The organism is Comamonas odontotermitis (assembly GCF_020080045.1).
GTDB lineage: Bacteria > Pseudomonadota > Gammaproteobacteria > Burkholderiales > Burkholderiaceae_C > Comamonas > Comamonas odontotermitis.
Window position 1 is genome coordinate 1923480 of the sequence record NZ_CP083451.1, and the last position, 18694, is coordinate 1942173.

An 18694-nucleotide genomic window follows, 5' to 3' on the forward strand; every position below is an offset into this window, starting at 1 on the left:
AGCACTATGGGCCAGGTTCTGCACGGCAGCGCCACAACGACGGAGGCGATCCGTCGAGCGATACAACATAGTCAAGAGAGCCTGAGAGCGCTTTCTGCACGCTATGGCATCAATCAGAAGACGGTGGCGAAGTGGAAGAATCGGCCTTCGGTCACCGATCTGCCGACAGGGCCCAGGCAGCCGCGCTCCACCGTTTTGTCCGTTGAGGATGAGGCAGCGATCGTCGCCTTTCGCAGGCATACCATGCTGCCGCTGGATGACTGTCTCTACGCGCTGCAGCCGACTATCCCGCATCTGACGCGCTCGTCTCTGCACCGCTGCTTGCAGCGGCACGGTATCTCGCGGCTGCCCGAGGTGCAGGGCGATAAGCCAGCCAAGAAGCGGTTCAAGAGCTACCCCATTGGCTACTTCCATGTCGACATCGCCGAAGTGCAGACAGTCGAGGGCAAGCTCTATCTCTTCGTGGCCATCGACAGGACGTCCAAGTTCGCACTCACCGAACTCCATCCCTCGGCTGACAAGATGACTGCGGCGCAGTTCTTGCGCAATGTGATCGCAGCGGTGCCGTACACCCTCCATACGGTGCTCACCGATAACGGCATTCAGTTTGCCAACCGCAGTTCAGACCGGTACGCCTTCCAGCACATCTTTGGTCGAGTCTGCGAGGAACACGGTATCGAACATCGCCTCACAAAGGTCAAGCATCCGTGGACCAATGGGCAGGTCGAGCGAATGAACCGGACCATCAAGGAAGCCACCGTCAAGCGCTTCCACTATGACGATCACGCGCAGTTGCGGCAGCACCTCGCCAACTTCATCGATGCATACAACTTCGGCCGCAGGCTCAAGACCCTCAAAGGCCTGACACCCTACGAATTCATCTGCAAACAGTGGACATCCGAACCTGAACGGTTCAAGATAGATCCGATCCATCAAATGCCGGGACTGAACACCTAGGATCTGCCCGATCTGGATCAGGCCATGCGCATTGTTTTCAAGCTGGTGTTTGCTGCGCTGTTGGGCGGTCTGCTGGGGTTTGAGCGTGAAGCCAGTGGCAAGGCGGCGGGTTTGCGCACGCATGTGCTGGTGGCCATGGGGGCTGCCATGTTTCCGGCGATTGCGCAGTTGCTGGGCGTCAGGCGCCTGGCGCATGAGATACGGCATGGGGACAGGGGGAGTGCAGGCCTTCACCGGTGATGTACGAATGGGTCATTTTCTTTGATGAGATCGATCAGCGCTCGCAAGCCTGTCGAGACATGGCGGTGGCCCGGGTAGCAAAGGCAAAGGCCTGGAAACGAAGGGCACCAGTCCTCCAGAAGACGGATGAGCCGGCCATCGCGCAGTGCGTTCTGGACCAGATGGTCGGGAACGAATGCAATGCCGATACCGTCAATGGCAGCCTCCACCATCAACGGCTGGTCGGTGAGCGTGAGCGGCCCTCGGACATCAATGGTTTCGTTGAGACCGTGCTTCTCAAACTCCCACTGATAGATTTTTCCGCTTTCAAAGCGAAATCTTATGCAGGCGTGTCGATGCAGGTCCTGGGGTACTTCCGGGCGACCGAATCTTGCAATGTACTGAGGGGAGGCTACTGCTGCAAAGCGCACATTGCCAAGTATGGGAACGGAAATCATGTCCTTGGGCACCGCTTCGGCCAGACGGATGCCGGCATCGAATCCTTCCCCCACGATATCGCTGAGTCGCCCGTCACTCACGATATCCAGATGAACCTGCGGATACCGCTGCAGGAACTGCGCCAGAACAGGGCGAAGCACCATGCGAATGGCGCCTTCACTGGCATTGATGCGCACGGTGCCTGAGGGGGTCTGGCGCAACTGGTCGACTTCTGCAAGCGCCTCATCAATCGCCGCCATTGCCGGACGCAGCCTGGCAGCAAGACCCTGGCCCGCATCCGTCAGCGAGACGCTGCGGGTGGTGCGATTGACGAGCCGAACGCCCAGTCGCTGCTCCAGTCCCTTGATCGAATGGCTTACCGCAGATGGTGTGATGTCCAGATCCGTGGCGGCACCGCGAAAGCTGGCTCGCGCGGCAACAGCCAAGAAAACCGTAAACGCGAAAAAGTCGCTGTTTCTTGATTGATGAGTGCTGTTCATCTAGGTGTAAAGCATTGGCCTATTGTTAATCAACAATGGGATTTTTACACTTTCCGAGACAACTTCAAGGAGTGCATAGATGTCTCAGAAAATCTTGATCACCGGTGCCAGTTCCGGTTTTGGGCGGGGGGCGGCCATTGCGTTGGCTCGCCTGGGTCACACGGTGATTGCGGCCGCTGAAACCTGGCCCCAGGTACGCACCTTGCGCGAAGATGCTGCAAAGGCGGGCGTCCATCTCGAAGTGATCAAGCTCAATCTTCTCGATCCCATCGATATTGCCCATGCGGGGTCCTTCGATCCGGATGTATTGGTGCTGAACGCAGGGGTGATGGAAGGCGGATCGGTCGTGGACATTCCGATGCAGCGCGTGCGCGAGTCCTTCGACATCAACGTATTCGGGCACCTTCAGCTCGTACAGGCCATCGTTCCGAAGATGGTGGCGCGAAAATCGGGCAAAGTGGTCTGGACCTCTTCCATGGGCGGCATTCTGGTGGTCCCCTTTTTGGGGATCTACTGCGCAACCAAGCATGCCATCGAGGCCATTGCAGGTTCAATGAAAGCGGAGCTGGAGCCCCACGGCGTCAAGGTGGCGACTGTCAATCCCGGTGTCTTCGGCACTGGCTTCAACGATACGGGCGCCGAGAGCCATGTGCAGTGGTACGACCCGCAGACCGCCGTGGTTCCCACGCCCGACTTTGGCGACAGCCTCGCTGGTCAGGCCGATCCTCAGGAAATGATCGACGCGATGGTGGAGATTATTCCTGCGCAAACCCATCTCTATCGCACCATGCGTCCTTTGGCCACCATCGAGGCGGCCAAGCAGTGGCAGCAAACCGAATGGTCCCAAAATGCCTGAGTTGAGCCTGGACCACGCCAGCCGGATCGTGGCGTTCGGGCGCGCAGCAGCGAAGGAGGCGGGTCTGAACGCTGTTTTCGCTGTCATGGACACCGGTGCGAACCTGGTCACCTTTTCGAGAATGGATGGCGCCTGGCTCGCCTCCAACGAATTGGCGATTGCAAAGGCGCGTACCGCCGTGATGTTCCAGGCTCCTACGGAAGCACTGAATGCACCGCTTCAGGTGGGGATGCCGTTGCCGCACTTCGACCACATCCATTCGGGTGGCTTGCTGCTTATGGGAGGCGGCCTGCCGCTGATGAACGACGCGGGACTCCTGATCGGCTCGATCGGGGTTTCCGGAGGAACGCCCGAACAGGACGCGGCCTTGGCGCGCGCGGCATCGATGGCATAAGAACGTGTTTACGATTTCCTCGGATGCGTAGAGATCGTAAACACGCTCTAAAGGGTACCGAATTCCGCCCACAGGGCATTGCAGTTAGTGTAAGGTTCGCCCCCTTGCTGTTCTCGATTGCGCCTTGCCATGACGGTGTCTGTTACTTCCTTCCCTGCTCTCGATGTTGCTGTTGTCGGGGGCGGCCCTGCCGGCCTGATGGCGGCACACCGCCTCGCGCTGCAAGGCTTGAGTGTGGCGGTGTTTGACGGCAGTGCATCGGTGGGCCGCAAATTCCTGCTGGCCGGGCGCGGTGGCCTCAACCTGACCCATTCGGAGCCCGCCGAGCCCTTTGTCGGCCGCTACGGTGCGCAACAGGGTGTGGTGGGCGATTGGCTGAGCGATTTTGGCCCGCAGCATGTGCAGGACTGGGCGCATGGCCTGGGTATCGAGACCTTTGTGGGCACATCGGGACGCGTCTTTCCCACTGATATGAAAGCGGCGCCATTGCTGCGCAGCTGGCTGGTGGCGATGCGCGCAGCCGGTGTGCGCTTTGCGATGCGCCATCGCTGGCTGGGTTTTGGCGAGAACAATGCGCTGCGCTTTGCAACGCCGGAAGGCGAGGCGGCGGTGCAGGCCCGCGCCACGGTGTTGGCCCTGGGCGGGGGCAGCTGGGCCCGGCTGGGCTCGGACGGCGCCTGGGTGCCCGTGCTGCAGCAGGCGGGTATCGCAGTGGCGCCATTGCAGGCGGCCAATTGCGGCTTTGAGGTGCGTATGCAGCGCGGCGCCGATGGCGCGGCGCAGGCCGGATGGTCGCCGTTTTTCAGCACCAAGTTCGCGGGCCAGCCTTTCAAGTCGGTAGCTATCACTTTTGATAGCAAGAGCGGCAGCCCGTTTGTGCGCAAGGGCGAGTTTGTCGCCACGGAGCAGGGGGTTGAAGGCAGCCTTGTGTATGCGGTCTCCAGCGCCTTGCGTGAAGCCATCCATGCCGAGGGCAGCGCCACTTTCACTGTCGATCTGCTGCCGGACCACAGCGCGGAGCGCGTGCTGGCTGAAGTGCGTCATCCACGCGGCTCGCGCAGCCTCGCCAGCCACTTGAAGGGACGCCTGGGCCTGGACGGCATCAAGGCGGCGCTCTTGTTCGAAGTGCTGGGCAAGGACGGCATGCAGGATGCCGACCGCTTGGCTGCAGCCATCAAGGCCGCCCCCATCACCGTGACGGCCACGCGACCCTTGGACGAGGCCATCAGTACCGCAGGTGGTGTGACGTTTGCAGGTTTGACGCCCGGTCTGATGTGCCAAGCCAAGCCGGGCCTGTTCTGCGCGGGCGAGATGCTGGATTGGGAAGCGCCCACGGGGGGCTATCTGCTGACGGCCGCGCTGGCCAGCGGCGTGCGCGCGGCGCAGGGCGTGGAGCGGTTCCTGGAAGGCCGCTGAAAGTGATTGGCACACCTGCACTGAAGATACGCGCATCTACCATCGCCGACGGCGCCCGCGTGCTGCAGATCTGGCAGCGCGCGGTGGATGACAGCCACGATTTTCTGGCGGAGGCAGACCGCCATGCGATTGCACAGGAGGTGGCAGGTTTTCTGCCGCAGGCACCGCTTGTGCTGGCCGTAGATGCTGCAGACCGGCCCCTTGGCTTCATGCTGCTGTCCAGTGGCCCTCTCGGAGGTCATATGGAAGCATTGTTCATCGACCCAGCCAGCAAAGGGCAGGGCGTGGGTACGCTCCTGGTGCGTTGGGCGCTCGGTATGCATCCGCAATTGACGACCGATGTGAACGCGCAAAACCCCCAGGCCATGGCCTTTTACCGCGCGCTCGGTTTTGTGGAAACAGGCCGATCCCCGCTGGACGGCCAGGGCCGTGCCTATCCGCTGGTGCATCTGCGCCACCAAGGCTAGCCAGCGGTTCTGCAACCGCTACGAAGGCAGTTTCAGAAAAACTGGCCTTTTGCGCCCAATGGATAAGCGCCAATTGCTCTCTTAATGATAGCAATGGATGCCACTGCCTGGCCTGCAAACGTCAATCGCGCTATACCGCTGCCGCCAATCCGTTCCTGAAATGCAGCTTCACGCAGGTCTGGGCGGCGCCGGGGTCGCGTGTGGCCAGTGCCTGCATCAGTTCGCGGTGCTCCTGCAATGATTCTTCGATGCGCCCCGATTTGAACAGCGAGTTGTGGCGGTTGAGCTTCATCACCTTGCGCAGGTCGGCCACCATCTGGCTGAGCCACTTGTTGTCCAGCATCTCCAGCACGCGCATGTGAAAGCGCTCGTTGGCATTGAAGAATTCGTCGCGGTCATTCACCGCCGCTTCCAGCGCGTCATGCAGGGCTTGCAGCTCGGCAATCTGGGCATCGCTCGCGCCCCGGGCCAGTTCGGCGGAGGCGTCGCTCTCCAGCAGGGCCAGCAGGTGGTAGACCTGCAGCAGGTCCTTTTGCGAGACCTCAGTCACATAGGCGCCACGGCGCAGCTTCATCGTGACCAGGCCTTCCGTCGCCAATACCTTCAAAGCCTCACGCAAAGGGGTGCGGCTGATGCCTATTTCTTCGGCAATCTTCAGCTCGTCAATCCAGCTGCCCGGAGGGAGCTGGTTGGCGAAAATGCGCTGCCGCAGGAGCTCGGCAACGTCTTGGTACAGGGCGCGGGGCGCAAAGGTGGGGGTGTTCATCGGTAGGTGGATTGTACAGAAGCTGCCCGAAATTCAAAATTCTGCATTCATAATTATGAATAATGTACACTTGCAGGATGGCACGGGATGGGCCACCATTTCGGGCGAGACCTGCGCAGACAAGAATGCCGCAGCAGCGAATCCCTTCATGGGGCCGTGCGCGCAGGTCTGAATAGACTGATCAACGGATACAAAGCTTGAGACATGACTGATTCCGCAAAGCAAAACACCGCATCCGAGTTTGCCCAGGCCGACCTTGCCGCCTGGGAAAAAGCTGCCGCCAAATCGGCCCCCGGGGGCGACGTCGGGGCGCTGAACTGGGTGACGCCGGATGGAATCACTGTCAAGCCGCTCTACACGGCAGCCGATACCGCCGACCTGCCGTTTGCCGATACCTTGCCCGGTTTTGCGCCCTACATGCGGGGCCCGCAGGCCACGATGTACGCTGTGCGCCCCTGGACGATTCGCCAGTACGCGGGTTTTTCCACCGCCGAGGAATCCAACGCCTTCTACCGCAAGGCGCTGGCCGCTGGCGGGCAGGGCGTATCGGTGGCGTTTGATCTGGCCACACACCGTGGCTACGACAGCGACCATCCGCGCGTGACCGGCGACGTGGGCAAGGCAGGCGTTGCGATCGACAGCGTCGAAGACATGAAGATCCTGTTCAACGGCATTCCGCTCGACAAGGTCTCCGTCTCGATGACCATGAACGGTGCCGTGCTGCCCGTACTGGCGGGCTACGTGGTGGCTGCCGAGGAACAGGGCGTGCCGCAGGACCAGCTCTCCGGAACGATTCAGAACGACATTCTGAAAGAGTTCATGGTGCGCAACACCTACATCTACCCGCCCAAGCCGAGCATGCGCATCATTGGCGACATCATCGAGTACACGAGCCAGAACATGCCCAAGTTCAACTCCATCTCGATCAGCGGCTACCACATGCAGGAAGCGGGCGCCAACCAGGCGCTTGAGCTCGCTTTCACCCTGGCAGACGGCAAGGAGTATGTGAAGACCGCCATTGCCAAAGGCATGGATGTGGACGCTTTTGCGGGCCGCCTCTCGTTCTTCTGGGCGGTGGGCATGAACTTCTACTTGGAAATCGCCAAAATGCGCGCCGCGCGCCTTCTGTGGTGCCGCATCATGAAAGGCTTTGACGCCAAGAACCCCAAGAGCCTGATGCTGCGCACGCACAGCCAGACCAGCGGCTGGAGCCTGACCGAGCAAGACCCGTACAACAACGTGGTGCGCACCACCATCGAGGCCATGGCTGCCGTGTTTGGTGGCACGCAGTCGCTGCACACCAATGCGCTGGACGAAGCCATCGCGCTGCCCACCGAGTTCAGCGCCCGCATTGCGCGCAACACCCAGCTCATCATTCAGGAAGAGACCCACATCACCAATGTGATCGACCCCTGGGCTGGCAGCTACATGATGGAAAAGCTGACCCAGGACATGGCCGACGCCGCCTGGAAGATCATCGAGGAAGTGGACGCCATGGGCGGCATGACCCAGGCTGTGGACAGCGGCTGGGCCAAGCTCAAGATCGAGGCCGCTGCCGCCGAAAAGCAGGCGCGCATCGACTCGGGCAAAGAGGTCATCGTCGGTGTCAACAAGTACAAGCTGGCCAAGGAAGACCCGGTCGACATCCTGGAGGTGGACAACGTCAAAGTGCGTGACAGCCAGATCGCGCGTCTCCAAAGCATCAAGCAAAAGCGCGATGCAGCCGCCGTGCAGCAGGCGCTGGATGCGCTGAGCGCTGCTGCGGAATCCGGCAAAGGCAACCTGCTGGGCCTGGCCATTGAGGCCGTGCGCCTGCGTGCCACGGTGGGAGAAGTCTCCGACGCGATGGAAAAATCCTTTGGCCGCCACCGCGCCGACACGCAAAAGGTGACGGGGGTGTACGCAGCCGCCTACGACTCCGCAGAAGGCTGGGACAAGCTCAAAGGCGAAATCGCCGCCTTTGCCGAGGCCGAAGGCCGCCGCCCGCGCGTGATGATCGCCAAGCTCGGCCAGGACGGCCACGACCGCGGCGCCAAGGTGGTGGCCACCGCCTTTGCCGACCTGGGCTACGACGTCGACATGGGCCCGCTGTTCCAGACCCCCGAGGAATGCGCGCGCCAGGCCATCGAGAACGACGTGCACGCCGTGGGCGTCTCGACCCTGGCCGCTGGCCACAAGACGCTGGTGCCCGCCATCATCGAGGAATTGAGAAAGCAGGGCGCAGACGACATCATCGTCTTCGTCGGCGGCGTGATTCCTGCGCAGGATTACGACTACCTGTACAACGCAGGCGTCAAGGGCGTCTATGGCCCCGGCACCCCCATCCCGGCCAGCGCCAAGGATGTGTTGGAGCAGATCAAGGCGAGCTTGACGGCTTGAGTTTTGATATATACCATTGATATATATCTCTACTGGAGGAGCCCACCATGTCCGATCTCGCCATCGCCAAAGTCTTCATGAACGGCCGCAGCCAGGCGGTTCGCCTGCCCAAGGAGTTCCGCTTCGATACCGAGGAGGTGACGGTGGAGCGCCAGGCCGATGGCGCTGTAGTTCTGCGTCCGGTGCCAGCGGATGCGCATGCCGCGTGGCTGGCTCGGCTGGACAAGGTGCTGGGCCGCTTTGAAGGCATGCCCGACGAGATCGAGCGCGACAAGACGCCGCCACGCGATGTCGGTTTTGATTGATTGCTTTCGCCGCACCTTGTCTCATGCCCCGTTATTACCTCGACACCAATATTTGCATCTATGCCTGGCATCGGCAACACGCTGCCGTGCTGGCTCGCATGCGTGCCGTCGATCACACCAGAATGGTGATATCCGCGCTGGTGGCGGCGGAGTTGGCCAGTGGTGTCATGCGCAGCACGCATGTAGAGCGTAATCGCGTGTTGATGGAAGAAGCCTTGTCACTATTTTCGATTGAGCCCTGGGGCGGCGATGCCATCTGGCATTACGGCGAGCAATCCGCTCGCCTGCGCAAGGCGGGCACCCCCATCGGTGCCATCGATCTCATGATTGGATGCCAGGCCCTGGCCGACCCTGACGGCGTGCTGGTCACGCACAACGTGCGCGAATTCGAGCGGATCGAAGGCCTGCGGATCGAGGACTGGATGGAGGCTGCCGAGTGAGACTTTTCTTTGCGCCTGTGGGACAGGACGATTTCGAAGCGCTGTTTGACCTGCGCATTGCCGCCATGCGCGAGAGCCTGGAGCGGTTGGGTATCTTCAATCTGGACAATGCCCGCAAGCGCTTTGCTGGTCAGTTTGACCCGCAGTACATGCAGCATATCTGCGCAGACCTTGAGGATGGTCAAGGCCCGCAGCGTGCTGGTTTGCTGACGGTGGTGCCCTACCACGATGGCCGTCTCAAGCTGCAGCACCTGTATCTGTTGCCCGCTTATCAGAACCGCAGGATTGGCGACTGGGCGATGCAGCAGGTGCAGAGCCAGGCGCGGCGCGATGGACGGGCTGTATGGCTGGAAGTGCTGAACCAAAGCGATGCCATCCGGTTCTACGAACGCCACGGCTTTGTGCAGACGGGCGGCGATCCAATTGATCTGCTGTACCAGTGGAGCCCGGTGTAGGGACCGTTGAACATGGTATTTGCTATAAAAATGATTGCTGATTGCGCCCTGCAGGTAAGCGCTGATAGTCAAATTGGTACAAAGGTGGCGGCATGGGTACAGAGGTGACCGAGCGCGTTGCCGCCATCACGCAAGGCGCCAACCCCGCGCTGCAGCGCCGCGCCATGGCCAAGGCGATCACCTTGCTGGAATCGACCCGCGCCGATCACCGCGCGCAGGGCGATGAGCTGCTGACGGCCATGCTGCCCTTTACGGGAAAGTCGTTCCGCCTGGGCATCAGCGGCGTGCCGGGCGTGGGCAAATCCACCTTCATCGAAACCCTGGGCCTGTACCTGATCGGCAAAGGGCTGCGCGTGGCCGTGCTGGCCATCGATCCGTCATCCACGGTATCGGGCGGCTCCATTCTGGGCGACAAGACGCGCATGGAGCAGCTGTCGATGCGGCCCGAAGCCTATATTCGCCCCAGCCCGTCGAGCGGCACCCTGGGCGGTGTGGCCGAGAAGACGCGCGAGGCGATGCTGGTGTGCGAGGCAGCGGGCTATGACGTGGTGATTGTCGAGACCGTGGGCGTGGGCCAGAGCGAGATTGCCGTGCACGGCATGACGGACATGTTCTGCGTGCTGCAGCTGCCCAATGCAGGCGACGACCTGCAGGCGATCAAGAAGGGCGTGATGGAGCTGGCCGATCTGGTGGTCATCAACAAGGCCGATATCGACCCCAACGCCGCAACGCGCGCGCAGGCGCAGATCACCTCCAGCCTGCGCCTTCTGGGGATGCACGGCAATCCAGACCATGCCACCAGCGGCGCGCTGTGGCAACCGCGCGTGGTGCAGATCAGCGCCTTGCTGGGCCAGGGCGTGGAAGGCTTCTGGGAGGCCGTCGAGACCTACCGCAGCCTGCAGACCGGCAATGGCCGTCTGCAGCTGCGCCGCGAAAAGCAGGCCCTGGCCTGGATGTGGGAGCGCATTGACCACGGGCTCAAGCTCGCCTTCCGTGAACACCCTGCCGTGCGCGATATGCTGCCCCAGGTGCAGCAAGAGGTGGCGCAGGGGCGGCTGGCTGCTTCCACTGCGGCAAGAAATCTGCTGTCTGCGCAGAGTGGTGTTGCGCAGGTCGCTATCAAAACATGAGTTAACCGGATTGAGACCGATTGAACCCGATTGAACGAGGCCCTGGCCTCCATCAAGACACAGAGACAACCCAGCAAGCTTCAGAGGATTGAACATGCAAGACATCTTGGTACAACTGGAGAAAAAGCGCGAACTCGCCCGCCTGGGTGGGGGCCAGAAGCGCATCGACGCACAGCACAAGAAAGGCAAGCTCACGGCGCGTGAGCGCATCGAGCTGCTGCTGGACGACGGCACCTTCGAAGAATGGGACATGTTTGTGGAGCACCGCTGCACGGACTTCGGCATGGCCGAGCAGAAGATCCCCGGCGACGGCGTCGTTACCGGCTACGGCATGATCAACGGCCGTCTGGTCTTCGTTTTCAGCCAGGATTTCACGGTGTTCGGCGGCGCGCTGTCCGAAACCCATGCCGAGAAGATCTGCAAGGTGATGGACCAGGCCATGAAGGTGGGCGCACCGGTGATCGGCCTCAACGATTCGGGCGGCGCCCGCATCCAGGAAGGCGTTGCATCGCTGGGAGGCTATGCGGATGTGTTCCAGAAGAATGTGCTGGCCTCGGGCGTGGTGCCGCAGATCAGCATGATCATGGGCCCCAGCGCAGGTGGCGCGGTGTACTCGCCCGCGATGACGGACTTCATCTTCATGGTCAAGGACAGTTCCTACATGTTCGTGACCGGCCCCGAAGTGGTCAAGACCGTGACGCACGAAGAGGTGACTGCCGAGGAGCTGGGTGGCGCCATCACCCACACCACCAAGAGCGGCGTGGCCGACATGGCGTTCGACAACGACGTGGAAGCGCTGATGATGCTGCGGCGCCTCTACAACTACCTGCCGCTCAACAACCGCGAAAAGGCGCCGGTGCGCGCCAGCACCGACCCGGTGGGCCGCGCCGAGATGTCGCTCGACACCCTGGTGCCCGAGAACCCGAACAAGCCCTACGACATGAAGGAGCTGATCCTCAAGACCGTGGACGATGGCGACTTCTTCGAGCTGCAGCCCGAATACGCGAAGAACATCCTGATCGGCTTTGCCCGCATGGCAGGCCAGACCGTGGGCATCGTCGCCAACCAGCCGCTGGTGCTGGCCGGTTGCCTGGATATCAAGAGCTCCATCAAGGCGGCGCGCTTTGTGCGCTTCTGCGATGCCTTCAACATTCCCGTCGTCACCTTTGTGGACGTGCCCGGCTTCATGCCCGGTACCTCGCAGGAATACGGCGGCATCATCAAACACGGTGCCAAGCTGCTGTACGCCTATGCCGAGTGCACGGTGCCCAAGATCACCGTGATCACCCGCAAGGCCTATGGCGGCGCCTACGACGTGATGGCCTCCAAGCACCTGCGCGGTGACGTGAACCTGGCCTGGCCGCATGCCGAGATTGCCGTGATGGGCGCCAAGGGCGCGGTGGAAATCATCTTCCGCGAAGACAAGAACGACCCGGCAAAGCTGGCGGCCCGCGAAGCCGAGTACAAGGCCCGTTTTGCCAACCCGTTCGTGGCGGGCGCGCGTGGCTTCATCGACGATGTGATCCAGCCGCACGAGACGCGCAAGCGCATCTGCCGCAGCCTGGAGATGCTCAAGAACAAGCAGCTCGAAAATCCGTGGCGCAAGCACGGCAATATCCCGCTGTAAGGCACCCGGCGGGCGAGCATGCGTATTTCCTGGGTCCCTGTCGCTGTGGTTGCCGCTCTGGCTTTGGGCCAGAGGCTCAGCCATGCGCAAGCGCCTGCCTTGCCGGACATGGCCGGGCGCGGCGTGCAGTGCCAGTTGATGGAAGAGGCCTTGTTTGCGCTGGCGCAGATCGGCTCACGCGATGGGCCCGAATCGCTTTCTGTGCAGAGCGCGCAGCGGTTGCGCGATGCCATGCAGCCTGAAACCCTGCGACTGTACGAATCGCTGGCCAAGGGCTACCTGGGCAGCGATGCCTACGACAACGGGGCCGAGGCTTACACAGCGGCCGTGGGCCTGTACGTGGACCGAGCCCTGCGCGCCTGCGCACAGGCCTGGTTTGCCGATGCCGGTGCGCAACGGGTGGATGCCTGTGCCAAGGCCAACCTCTCGGGTGCTGCGGTTGCCAGCAGCCGGCGGCGTGACATCGCGCCCGCACAGGCCGTGCAGACCGCACAGAAGGTGGCGCCTGTGGGAGAGGCGCTGGCGAGGCAACTGGTGGATTACTTCTACCAGTTTCCTGCAGATGCCTATGCGCTGCCCCAAGGCGCCACGCGCATCAGCGGTGGTGCCAAGGAGCAGTGCCTGAGCGGCGCCTGGCCATCAACGGACGCGCGGCCACCAGCCGCGCAGCACTGACACCGCCATGCCGTACCTCCAACGCCCCCGTCCAGCGCACAAATGCCGCTTCAGGCACAGTTTTGCACCTGTGCTGCTGGTGTGCGCGCTGGCCTTTGGCGGTTTGCTCGCCCACGCACAGCCACGGCCAGGAGCCCTGGGCAGCCAGCCATTGGCCGAGGGTGTGCTGCTGGATCTGGGGCCGCTTGCCAACAGCGAAGGCAAGGGCGGGCGGCTGTGGGCGGAAGCCGCCGCGCAGGGCAGCCACGCTGCCGACGCATGCCACCCCAAGGCCTTGCATGTGCTGGTAGATGTGCATGCGCCGCTGGCGTCGGAGGCCGTCGCCCGCCAATGGCTCCAGGCTGCGCACCACCAATGGCAAAAGCTGTGCCCGGCGGCGCAGAGCGTGGGCCTGGTGCGCCTGATGGTGTACCAGGGCTTTGAACTGGTGCCGGATGCGGATGGCAATCTGCCCACGCCCACAGTGCGTGCCACGGCATCGCTCCAGGGCAGGGAGTTGCTGTTCCAGCAATACAGCAACAATGCCACCAGCCTGCAGCGACAGAACGCAGGCCAGCCCGACCAGCGCAAGGAATACAGCGCCAATGCAGACCGGCTGCAGGCCATGGTGCGCAAGTATGACGCCCGGCGTGTGGCGGATCTGCAGGCCATTGACAAGAGCGGCACGCGCTGGCTGGGCCATGTGGTGCTGGTGGGGGTGCGGCCCGAGCGCGTGCTCTCACGCAGGGCTGCCACCGTGCGCTCGGCGCACCGCGAAGGCTGGGATGTGACCGAAGCACTGGCCGAAGGCGCCGAAATTGCCAAGTGGGGCAAGGACAGCCGCATGCTGGCCGTCAAGGTCAAGGGCCGCTCGACCGATGTGCGCACGCAGGACCGCATGATCCTGCAGGTGCTGGGCAGCCAGGTCTGCAGCGATCTGGATTGTGAAGACTACCTGCTCATGCCCGGCGGGCAATGGGCACACAACAAGGCGCTGCCCTGAGACGGGCAGAAGACATTGATTCCAAATTCATCAGAGAGACGAAGCACCATGTTTACCCAAATCTGCATTGCCAACCGCAGTGAAAACGGCTGCCCGGCAGGCGTTTCTGTCCAAGACGTTTCTGTCAGTTGCTGGATGGAGCCAGCGAGGCTGGCTTCTGCTTCTGCACGCCCTATCGTTTAAAGGTTTAAAGGAATACAAGCATGTTTACCAAAATCCTGATCGCGAATCGTGGAGAGATTGCGTGCAGAGTCATCGCGACGGCCCGCAAGATGGGCATCAAGACGGTCGCCGTCTACTCCGATGCCGACAAGGACGCCCGCCATGTGAAGCTCGCTGACGAGGCAGTGCACATTGGCGCCGCGCCCAGCCGCGAGTCGTACCTGGTGGCAGACCGCATCATCGCAGCCTGCAAGCAGACCGGCGCGCAGGCCGTGCACCCGGGCTACGGCTTTCTGAGCGAGAACGAGGCCTTTGCCAAGCGCTGCGAGGACGAGGGCATTGCCTTCATCGGCCCCAAGGCGCATTCGATTGCCGCCATGGGCGACAAGATCGCCTCCAAGAAGCTGGCGGGCGAGGCCCAGGTCAACACCATTCCCGGCTACAACGACGCCATCGACACCGCCGAGCACGCGGTAGAAATCGCCAAGGGCATCGGCTACCCGGTGATGATCAAGGCCTCTGCCGGCGGCGGCGGCAAGGGCCTGCGCGTGGCCTACAACGACAAGGAGGCGCTTGAAGGCTTTACCGCCTGCCAGAACGAGGCGCGCAACAGCTTTGGCGATGACCGCATCTTCATCGAGAAGTTCGTGCAGGAGCCGCGCCATATCGAAATCCAGATTCTGGGTGACAGCCACGGCAATGTGGTGTACCTGAACGAGCGCGAGTGTTCCATCCAGCGCCGCCACCAGAAGGTGATCGAAGAGGCGCCTTCGCCCTTCATCAGCGAAGCCACCCGCAAGGCCATGGGCGAGCAGGCCGTGGCGCTGGCCAAGGCGGTCAAGTACCAGTCGGCCGGCACGGTGGAGTTTGTCGTCGGCAAAGACCAGGATTTCTATTTTCTGGAGATGAACACCCGCCTGCAGGTGGAGCACCCGGTGACCGAGTGCATCACCGGCCTCGATCTGGTCGAGCAGATGATCCGCGTGGCTGCAGGCGAGAAACTCGCCATCACCCAGGCCGATGTGAAGCGCGACGGCTGGGCCATTGAATGCCGCATCAACGCCGAAGACCCGTTCCGCAACTTCCTGCCTTCTACCGGGCGCCTTGTGCGCTTTGCGCCGCCCGAGCAATCCATGTGGCAGGCCGATACCGAGCACCTGCACGGCGTGCGCGTGGATACCGGGGTGTACGAAGGCGGCGAGATCCCGATGTTCTATGACTCGATGATCGCCAAGCTCATCGTGCACGGCAAGGACCGCAATGACGCCATCGCCAAGATGCGCGAGGCGCTCAATGGCTTCGCCATCCGCGGGATCAGCAGCAATATTCCTTTCCAGGCCGCACTGCTGGCGCATCCCAAATTCGTTTCGGGCCAGTTCAACACCGGCTTCATTGCCGAGCACTACAGCCACGGCTTCCATGCCGAAGACGTGCCGCATGACGACCCCAATTTCCTGGTGGCGCTGGCCATGTTCCGCAACCGCCGCTACCGTGCGCGTGCCTCCACCATCTCGGGCCAGATGCAGGGCCACAACGTGCAGGTGGGCCACCGCTACACGGCCGTGGTGCTGGGCACGGAGGGGCAGCACCGTTATGTGAGTGGCGAGGTGACCGATTTTGACGCCGAGGCCCGCGTGTGCAAGGTCGTCATCGACGGCAAGACCTACGAAATGCGCAGCAATGCCGAAATCCGTGATCTGGTGGTGCGCGGCAGCTGCAACGGCCAGCCCTTCACCTGCCAGATCGAGCGCGGCACGCCCAAGAACCCGCTGGCGCTGCGGGTGATCCACAACGGCACTCAGCTCGACATTCTGGTGCTGTCCGAGCTGGGCGCTGATCTGTACAAGCTCATGCCCTACAAGGCGCCGCCCGATCTGTCCAAGTTCCTGCTCTCGCCCATGCCGGGCCTCCTGGTCGATGTGGCGGTGCAGCCGGGCCAGAAGGTGCAGGCGGGCGAAAAGCTGGCCGTCATCGAAGCCATGAAGATGGAGAACATCCTGTTTGCCACGCAGGATGGTGTGGTCAGCAAGATCAGCGCGGGCAAGGGCGATTCGCTGGCGGTGGACGACATCATTCTGGAATTCGAATAATTCCCTTCTGCTCCCAGGCAACACCCGCTGCATGCCGGCGGGTGTTTTTTTGCCACGCGCCTGTGCCTGAATGCTATGATTTTTGATGTCATGGCGCTTAATGGATGGGCGCTGTTGGCCGGTTTTAATGAAGGATGCGATGAATTTCTTACCAAGGGCGGCGGTTGCCGTCGTGGCCGCAGTGCTGCTGGCATTGGGCGTGGTGCCGCTCGTGTCGGGGCATTTTCACCTGGGGGTGGTGGTGCCGGTGCTGCTGGGCGCAGCCGGCCTGTTGCTGGCCTGGCAGTGGCAGGCGGTGCAGCGCTGGCGTGCGGCCCGGCCCTGGCATGCCACGGTGTGGCGGCTGGGCTGGATCGGGCTGACAGTCTGGGTGGTGAGCGTGGGCTGGCTCTGGAGCCTGCTGGCCGGTGTGGGGCTCGCGCCCCAGGCGGTGCCGCCCGTGGCGGCCATCGTGGTGCTGGGCAGTGGTACGCAGGACGGGCAGCCGCGCCCGGCACTGGCGATGCGTCTCGACACTGCTGCCGAACTGGCAAGGCTGCAACCGCAGGCCGTGGTGGCGGTCACTGGTGGGGTGGATTTTGGTGAGACCGAGAGCGAAGGCATCGTCATGGCGCGTTATCTGGCTGCCCAGCATGGCATGTCCATGACATCCCTGGTGATAGAAGAGGTCAGCACCAGCACCGAGCTGAACCTGGCACTGACCAAGCCCTTGCTGCAGGCGCGCGGTGTGGATCTGAGCCAGCCGATAGCCATCGTCAGCAGCGATTTCCACCTGCGGCGCGCGCTGCAGATCGCCCACCGCCAGGGTTTTGCGCAGCCGGTGGGCGTGGCTGCGCCGACGCCTCCGCTCACCCGCTTCAACGTATGGCTTCGGGAGTACTTTGCCATGGCCAGCAGTTGGGCGCTTGCGGAGTGGTGAGCGGCAGCGGCGGGCCATTCCCTGCCAGCTTGCCTCCCTTGCCCTGCTGGGTTAAACTTGTTTTATCTATTCATTTATTTATTCATGAAATAATTCATGGGTGGGGTTGAATACCACACCAAGCTTATGCAGTCTTCCCCAATCTCTCACGCAGACCACATCCGTCTACTGCTGCGCGATGGTCCACAGACGGCGCGCTACTTGGCCGAGCGGCTCGCGATCAGTCAGCCGACCTTGTCGCGCGCGCTCACAATGCTGGAGCCGGAACTGGTGCGCATCGGTGCAGCAAGATCTATTCAGTATGCATTGCGCGATGGGTCACGCTCTGCGCTTGATGCTCCCATCTACCGTGTGGATACGGCTGGGCGCGTGGGTGCGCTGGGGCGGCTGGTGGCCGTGCGGGCGGAAGGCTTTGTGATGCAGCAGACCGATGGCAAGGCTCTGCACAGCGAGGGCTTGCCTTGGTGGCTTTACGACATGCGCCCGCAGGGCTATCTGGGGCGCGCCTTTTGTCGCAACCATGGTGGCGCTCTGGCACTGCCTGAAAACCTCGCATTCTGGGGCGACAGCCATGTGCTGCAGGCTCTGCAACAGCACGGAGCGGATCTGGCGGGCAATCTGCTGGTAGGCGAGCGGGCGTTCCAACAGTTCATGAACTCTGGTCCGTTGGAGGCTATCGCTGCCGCCGACAGGCCAGCGCACTACGGTGCACTGGCTGCTGCCGCGGCGCGGGGTGAGGTTGCTGGCTCGTCTGCAGCGGGAGAGCAGCCCAAGTTCACTGCATTCGCAGAACCTGGGTCGGGCGAGGACGCCGCGCATGTGATTGTGAAGTTCTCCGAGCTGCAGAACAGCCCGGTGAGCGAGCGCTGGCGCGATCTGCTGCTGGCTGAACATCTGGCACTGGAGGTGTTGCGCGCGAATGGGATTGCCGCTGCGCAGACCCGGATCATCGACCACGCCGGGCAGCGGTTTCTGCAGGTGCAGCGATTTGACCGGGTCGGGCCGCTGGGGCGTCGAGCGCTGCATTCACTGGCGGCGCTGGATGCCGAATTTGTCGGCAGTGCGGGGCGCTGGCCCGACCTTGCGCAGGCGCTGGGTCAGATCAAATGCATTGACGCCGCAGCCGTGCAGGGTGCCGCATTGCTGTGGGCCTATGGCTATCTGATTGGCAATACCGATATGCATGCGGGAAATCTGTCGTTCATGGCAGAAAATGGCCGCCCCTACGCATTGGCGCCCGCCTATGACATGACGCCCATGGCCTTCGCACCGCTGAGTGGCGGAGGACTGCCTCAATCCCTGGCCGAGCCCGTCATTGCTGCGCAGGTGCCCGCTGCCGTGTGGCAGCAGGCTTTGCCGCTGGCGCAGGCTTTTGTGGCCCAACTGCAAGCCCCCGCGGATTTCAGTGCCAGCTTTGCACCATGCATCGCTGCCTTGCAAGTCCATGTGCAAACGGCAGCGCAGCGTATCGAGAGGCTGGCGTAAGGGGCGGTCAGCTTGCGATTGAGGTGCGGTTT

At 62.4% G+C, this 18694-nt stretch carries 19 protein-coding genes; 17 read left to right on the forward strand and 2 right to left on the reverse strand.

Annotated elements, in window-relative coordinates:
• Nucleotides 1-6: 6 nt before the first annotated feature.
• Together LAD35_RS08965 and LAD35_RS08970 are read left to right on the forward strand one after the other, a co-directional pair.
• Nucleotides 7-957 (forward strand): IS481 family transposase, encoded by a 951-nt coding sequence (locus LAD35_RS08965; RefSeq protein WP_224152333.1) that lies wholly within the window; start codon nt 7-9, stop codon nt 955-957.
• A 24-nt stretch (nt 958-981) separates the two neighbouring features.
• Nucleotides 982-1197, forward strand: coding sequence for an MgtC/SapB family protein (locus LAD35_RS08970; protein WP_317986740.1), 216 nt, complete (start codon nt 982-984; stop codon nt 1195-1197).
• On the opposite strand, the gene LAD35_RS08975 is transcribed toward LAD35_RS08970, so the two are convergent.
• Complete coding sequence (locus LAD35_RS08975; RefSeq protein ID WP_224152334.1) at nt 1188-2114, reverse strand: LysR family transcriptional regulator; 927 nt, start codon at nt 2112-2114, stop codon at nt 1188-1190. The genes LAD35_RS08970 and LAD35_RS08975 overlap by 10 nt on opposite strands.
• A 79-nt stretch (nt 2115-2193) precedes the next feature.
• Here LAD35_RS08975 and LAD35_RS08980 point away from each other — a divergent pair, with 79 nt between their 5' ends.
• The 4 genes from LAD35_RS08980 (at nt 2194) to LAD35_RS08995 (ending at nt 5247) form a co-directional block, all read left to right on the forward strand.
• The gene (locus tag LAD35_RS08980) at nt 2194-2970 is read left to right on the forward strand and encodes an SDR family oxidoreductase (RefSeq protein ID WP_224152335.1); all 777 of its coding nucleotides are present in this window, start codon (nt 2194-2196) and stop codon (nt 2968-2970) included.
• On the forward strand, nt 2963-3364 hold the full coding sequence (locus LAD35_RS08985) for a GlcG/HbpS family heme-binding protein (protein ID WP_224152336.1): 402 nt from the start codon (nt 2963-2965) through the stop codon (nt 3362-3364). The genes LAD35_RS08980 and LAD35_RS08985 overlap by 8 nt, the downstream gene beginning before the upstream one ends.
• Before the next feature lie 129 nt (nt 3365-3493).
• Nucleotides 3494-4780, forward strand: a complete 1287-nt coding sequence (locus LAD35_RS08990; RefSeq protein WP_224152337.1) for a TIGR03862 family flavoprotein — start codon at nt 3494-3496, stop codon at nt 4778-4780.
• A 2-nt stretch (nt 4781-4782) separates the two neighbouring features.
• Nucleotides 4783-5247, forward strand: coding sequence for an acetyltransferase (locus tag LAD35_RS08995; RefSeq protein ID WP_224152338.1), 465 nt, complete (start codon nt 4783-4785; stop codon nt 5245-5247).
• Between the two features lie 130 nt (nt 5248-5377).
• Here LAD35_RS08995 and LAD35_RS09000 read toward each other — a convergent pair whose 3' ends face one another.
• Nucleotides 5378-6013 (reverse strand): GntR family transcriptional regulator, encoded by a 636-nt coding sequence (locus LAD35_RS09000; RefSeq protein WP_224152339.1) that lies wholly within the window; start codon nt 6011-6013, stop codon nt 5378-5380.
• A 204-nt stretch (nt 6014-6217) separates the two neighbouring features.
• On the opposite strand from LAD35_RS09000, the gene scpA reads away from it, so the two are divergent.
• The 11 genes from scpA (at nt 6218) to yjjJ (ending at nt 18662) form a co-directional block, all read left to right on the forward strand.
• Nucleotides 6218-8392: a methylmalonyl-CoA mutase gene (gene scpA, locus LAD35_RS09005; protein WP_224152340.1), complete on the forward strand. Its 2175-nt coding sequence runs from the start codon at nt 6218-6220 to the stop codon at nt 8390-8392.
• Between the two features lie 47 nt (nt 8393-8439).
• Nucleotides 8440-8697, forward strand: coding sequence for an antitoxin (locus tag LAD35_RS09010; protein ID WP_224152341.1), 258 nt, complete (start codon nt 8440-8442; stop codon nt 8695-8697).
• A gap of 23 nt (nt 8698-8720) precedes the next feature.
• Nucleotides 8721-9137, forward strand: coding sequence for a PIN domain-containing protein (locus tag LAD35_RS09015; protein ID WP_224152342.1), 417 nt, complete (start codon nt 8721-8723; stop codon nt 9135-9137).
• Nucleotides 9134-9592: a GNAT family N-acetyltransferase gene (locus LAD35_RS09020; RefSeq protein WP_224152343.1), complete on the forward strand. Its 459-nt coding sequence runs from the start codon at nt 9134-9136 to the stop codon at nt 9590-9592. Before LAD35_RS09015 ends, LAD35_RS09020 begins: the two co-directional genes overlap by 4 nt.
• 92 nt (nt 9593-9684) lie before the next feature.
• Nucleotides 9685-10722, forward strand: a complete 1038-nt coding sequence (gene meaB, locus LAD35_RS09025) for a methylmalonyl Co-A mutase-associated GTPase MeaB (RefSeq protein WP_224152344.1) — start codon at nt 9685-9687, stop codon at nt 10720-10722.
• Between the two features lie 94 nt (nt 10723-10816).
• A complete protein-coding gene (locus tag LAD35_RS09030; RefSeq protein WP_184710260.1) occupies nt 10817-12349 on the forward strand; it encodes an acyl-CoA carboxylase subunit beta in 1533 nt (510 codons plus the stop codon).
• An 18-nt stretch (nt 12350-12367) separates the two neighbouring features.
• On the forward strand, nt 12368-13024 hold the full coding sequence (locus tag LAD35_RS09035) for a hypothetical protein (RefSeq protein ID WP_224152345.1): 657 nt from the start codon (nt 12368-12370) through the stop codon (nt 13022-13024).
• A gap of 7 nt (nt 13025-13031) precedes the next feature.
• A complete protein-coding gene (locus LAD35_RS09040; protein WP_224152346.1) occupies nt 13032-14006 on the forward strand; it encodes a hypothetical protein in 975 nt (324 codons plus the stop codon).
• 203 nt (nt 14007-14209) lie between these two features.
• Entirely contained in the window at nt 14210-16258 is a 2049-nt protein-coding gene (accC, locus tag LAD35_RS09045) for an acetyl-CoA carboxylase biotin carboxylase subunit (RefSeq protein ID WP_224152347.1), read from the forward strand.
• A gap of 139 nt (nt 16259-16397) precedes the next feature.
• A complete protein-coding gene (locus tag LAD35_RS09050; RefSeq protein ID WP_224152348.1) occupies nt 16398-17177 on the forward strand; it encodes a YdcF family protein in 780 nt (259 codons plus the stop codon).
• Between the two features lie 126 nt (nt 17178-17303).
• Complete coding sequence (yjjJ, locus tag LAD35_RS09055; RefSeq protein ID WP_224152349.1) at nt 17304-18662, forward strand: type II toxin-antitoxin system HipA family toxin YjjJ; 1359 nt, start codon at nt 17304-17306, stop codon at nt 18660-18662.
• The last annotated feature ends 32 nt before the right edge of the window (nt 18663-18694 follow it).

What these genes read in the sequence shown, in the direction of transcription:
- LAD35_RS08965 (WP_224152333.1), top strand. Translation starts at nt 7, where the DNA reads ATGGGCCAGGTTCTGCACGGCAGCGCCACAACGACGGAGGCGATCCGT.
- LAD35_RS08970 (WP_317986740.1), top strand. Translation starts at nt 982, where the DNA reads ATGCGCATTGTTTTCAAGCTGGTGTTTGCTGCGCTGTTGGGCGGTCTG.
- LAD35_RS08975 (WP_224152334.1), bottom strand. Translation starts at nt 2,114, where the DNA reads ATGAACAGCACTCATCAATCAAGAAACAGCGACTTTTTCGCGTTTACG.
- LAD35_RS08980 (WP_224152335.1), top strand. Translation starts at nt 2,194, where the DNA reads ATGTCTCAGAAAATCTTGATCACCGGTGCCAGTTCCGGTTTTGGGCGG.
- LAD35_RS08985 (WP_224152336.1), top strand. Translation starts at nt 2,963, where the DNA reads ATGCCTGAGTTGAGCCTGGACCACGCCAGCCGGATCGTGGCGTTCGGG.
- LAD35_RS08990 (WP_224152337.1), top strand. Translation starts at nt 3,494, where the DNA reads ATGACGGTGTCTGTTACTTCCTTCCCTGCTCTCGATGTTGCTGTTGTC.
- LAD35_RS09000 (WP_224152339.1), bottom strand. Translation starts at nt 6,013, where the DNA reads ATGAACACCCCCACCTTTGCGCCCCGCGCCCTGTACCAAGACGTTGCC.
- scpA (WP_224152340.1), top strand. Translation starts at nt 6,218, where the DNA reads ATGACTGATTCCGCAAAGCAAAACACCGCATCCGAGTTTGCCCAGGCC.
- LAD35_RS09010 (WP_224152341.1), top strand. Translation starts at nt 8,440, where the DNA reads ATGTCCGATCTCGCCATCGCCAAAGTCTTCATGAACGGCCGCAGCCAG.
- LAD35_RS09015 (WP_224152342.1), top strand. Translation starts at nt 8,721, where the DNA reads ATGCCCCGTTATTACCTCGACACCAATATTTGCATCTATGCCTGGCAT.
- meaB (WP_224152344.1), top strand. Translation starts at nt 9,685, where the DNA reads ATGGGTACAGAGGTGACCGAGCGCGTTGCCGCCATCACGCAAGGCGCC.
- LAD35_RS09030 (WP_184710260.1), top strand. Translation starts at nt 10,817, where the DNA reads ATGCAAGACATCTTGGTACAACTGGAGAAAAAGCGCGAACTCGCCCGC.
- LAD35_RS09035 (WP_224152345.1), top strand. Translation starts at nt 12,368, where the DNA reads ATGCGTATTTCCTGGGTCCCTGTCGCTGTGGTTGCCGCTCTGGCTTTG.
- LAD35_RS09040 (WP_224152346.1), top strand. Translation starts at nt 13,032, where the DNA reads ATGCCGTACCTCCAACGCCCCCGTCCAGCGCACAAATGCCGCTTCAGG.
- accC (WP_224152347.1), top strand. Translation starts at nt 14,210, where the DNA reads ATGTTTACCAAAATCCTGATCGCGAATCGTGGAGAGATTGCGTGCAGA.
- LAD35_RS09050 (WP_224152348.1), top strand. Translation starts at nt 16,398, where the DNA reads ATGAATTTCTTACCAAGGGCGGCGGTTGCCGTCGTGGCCGCAGTGCTG.
- yjjJ (WP_224152349.1), top strand. Translation starts at nt 17,304, where the DNA reads ATGCAGTCTTCCCCAATCTCTCACGCAGACCACATCCGTCTACTGCTG.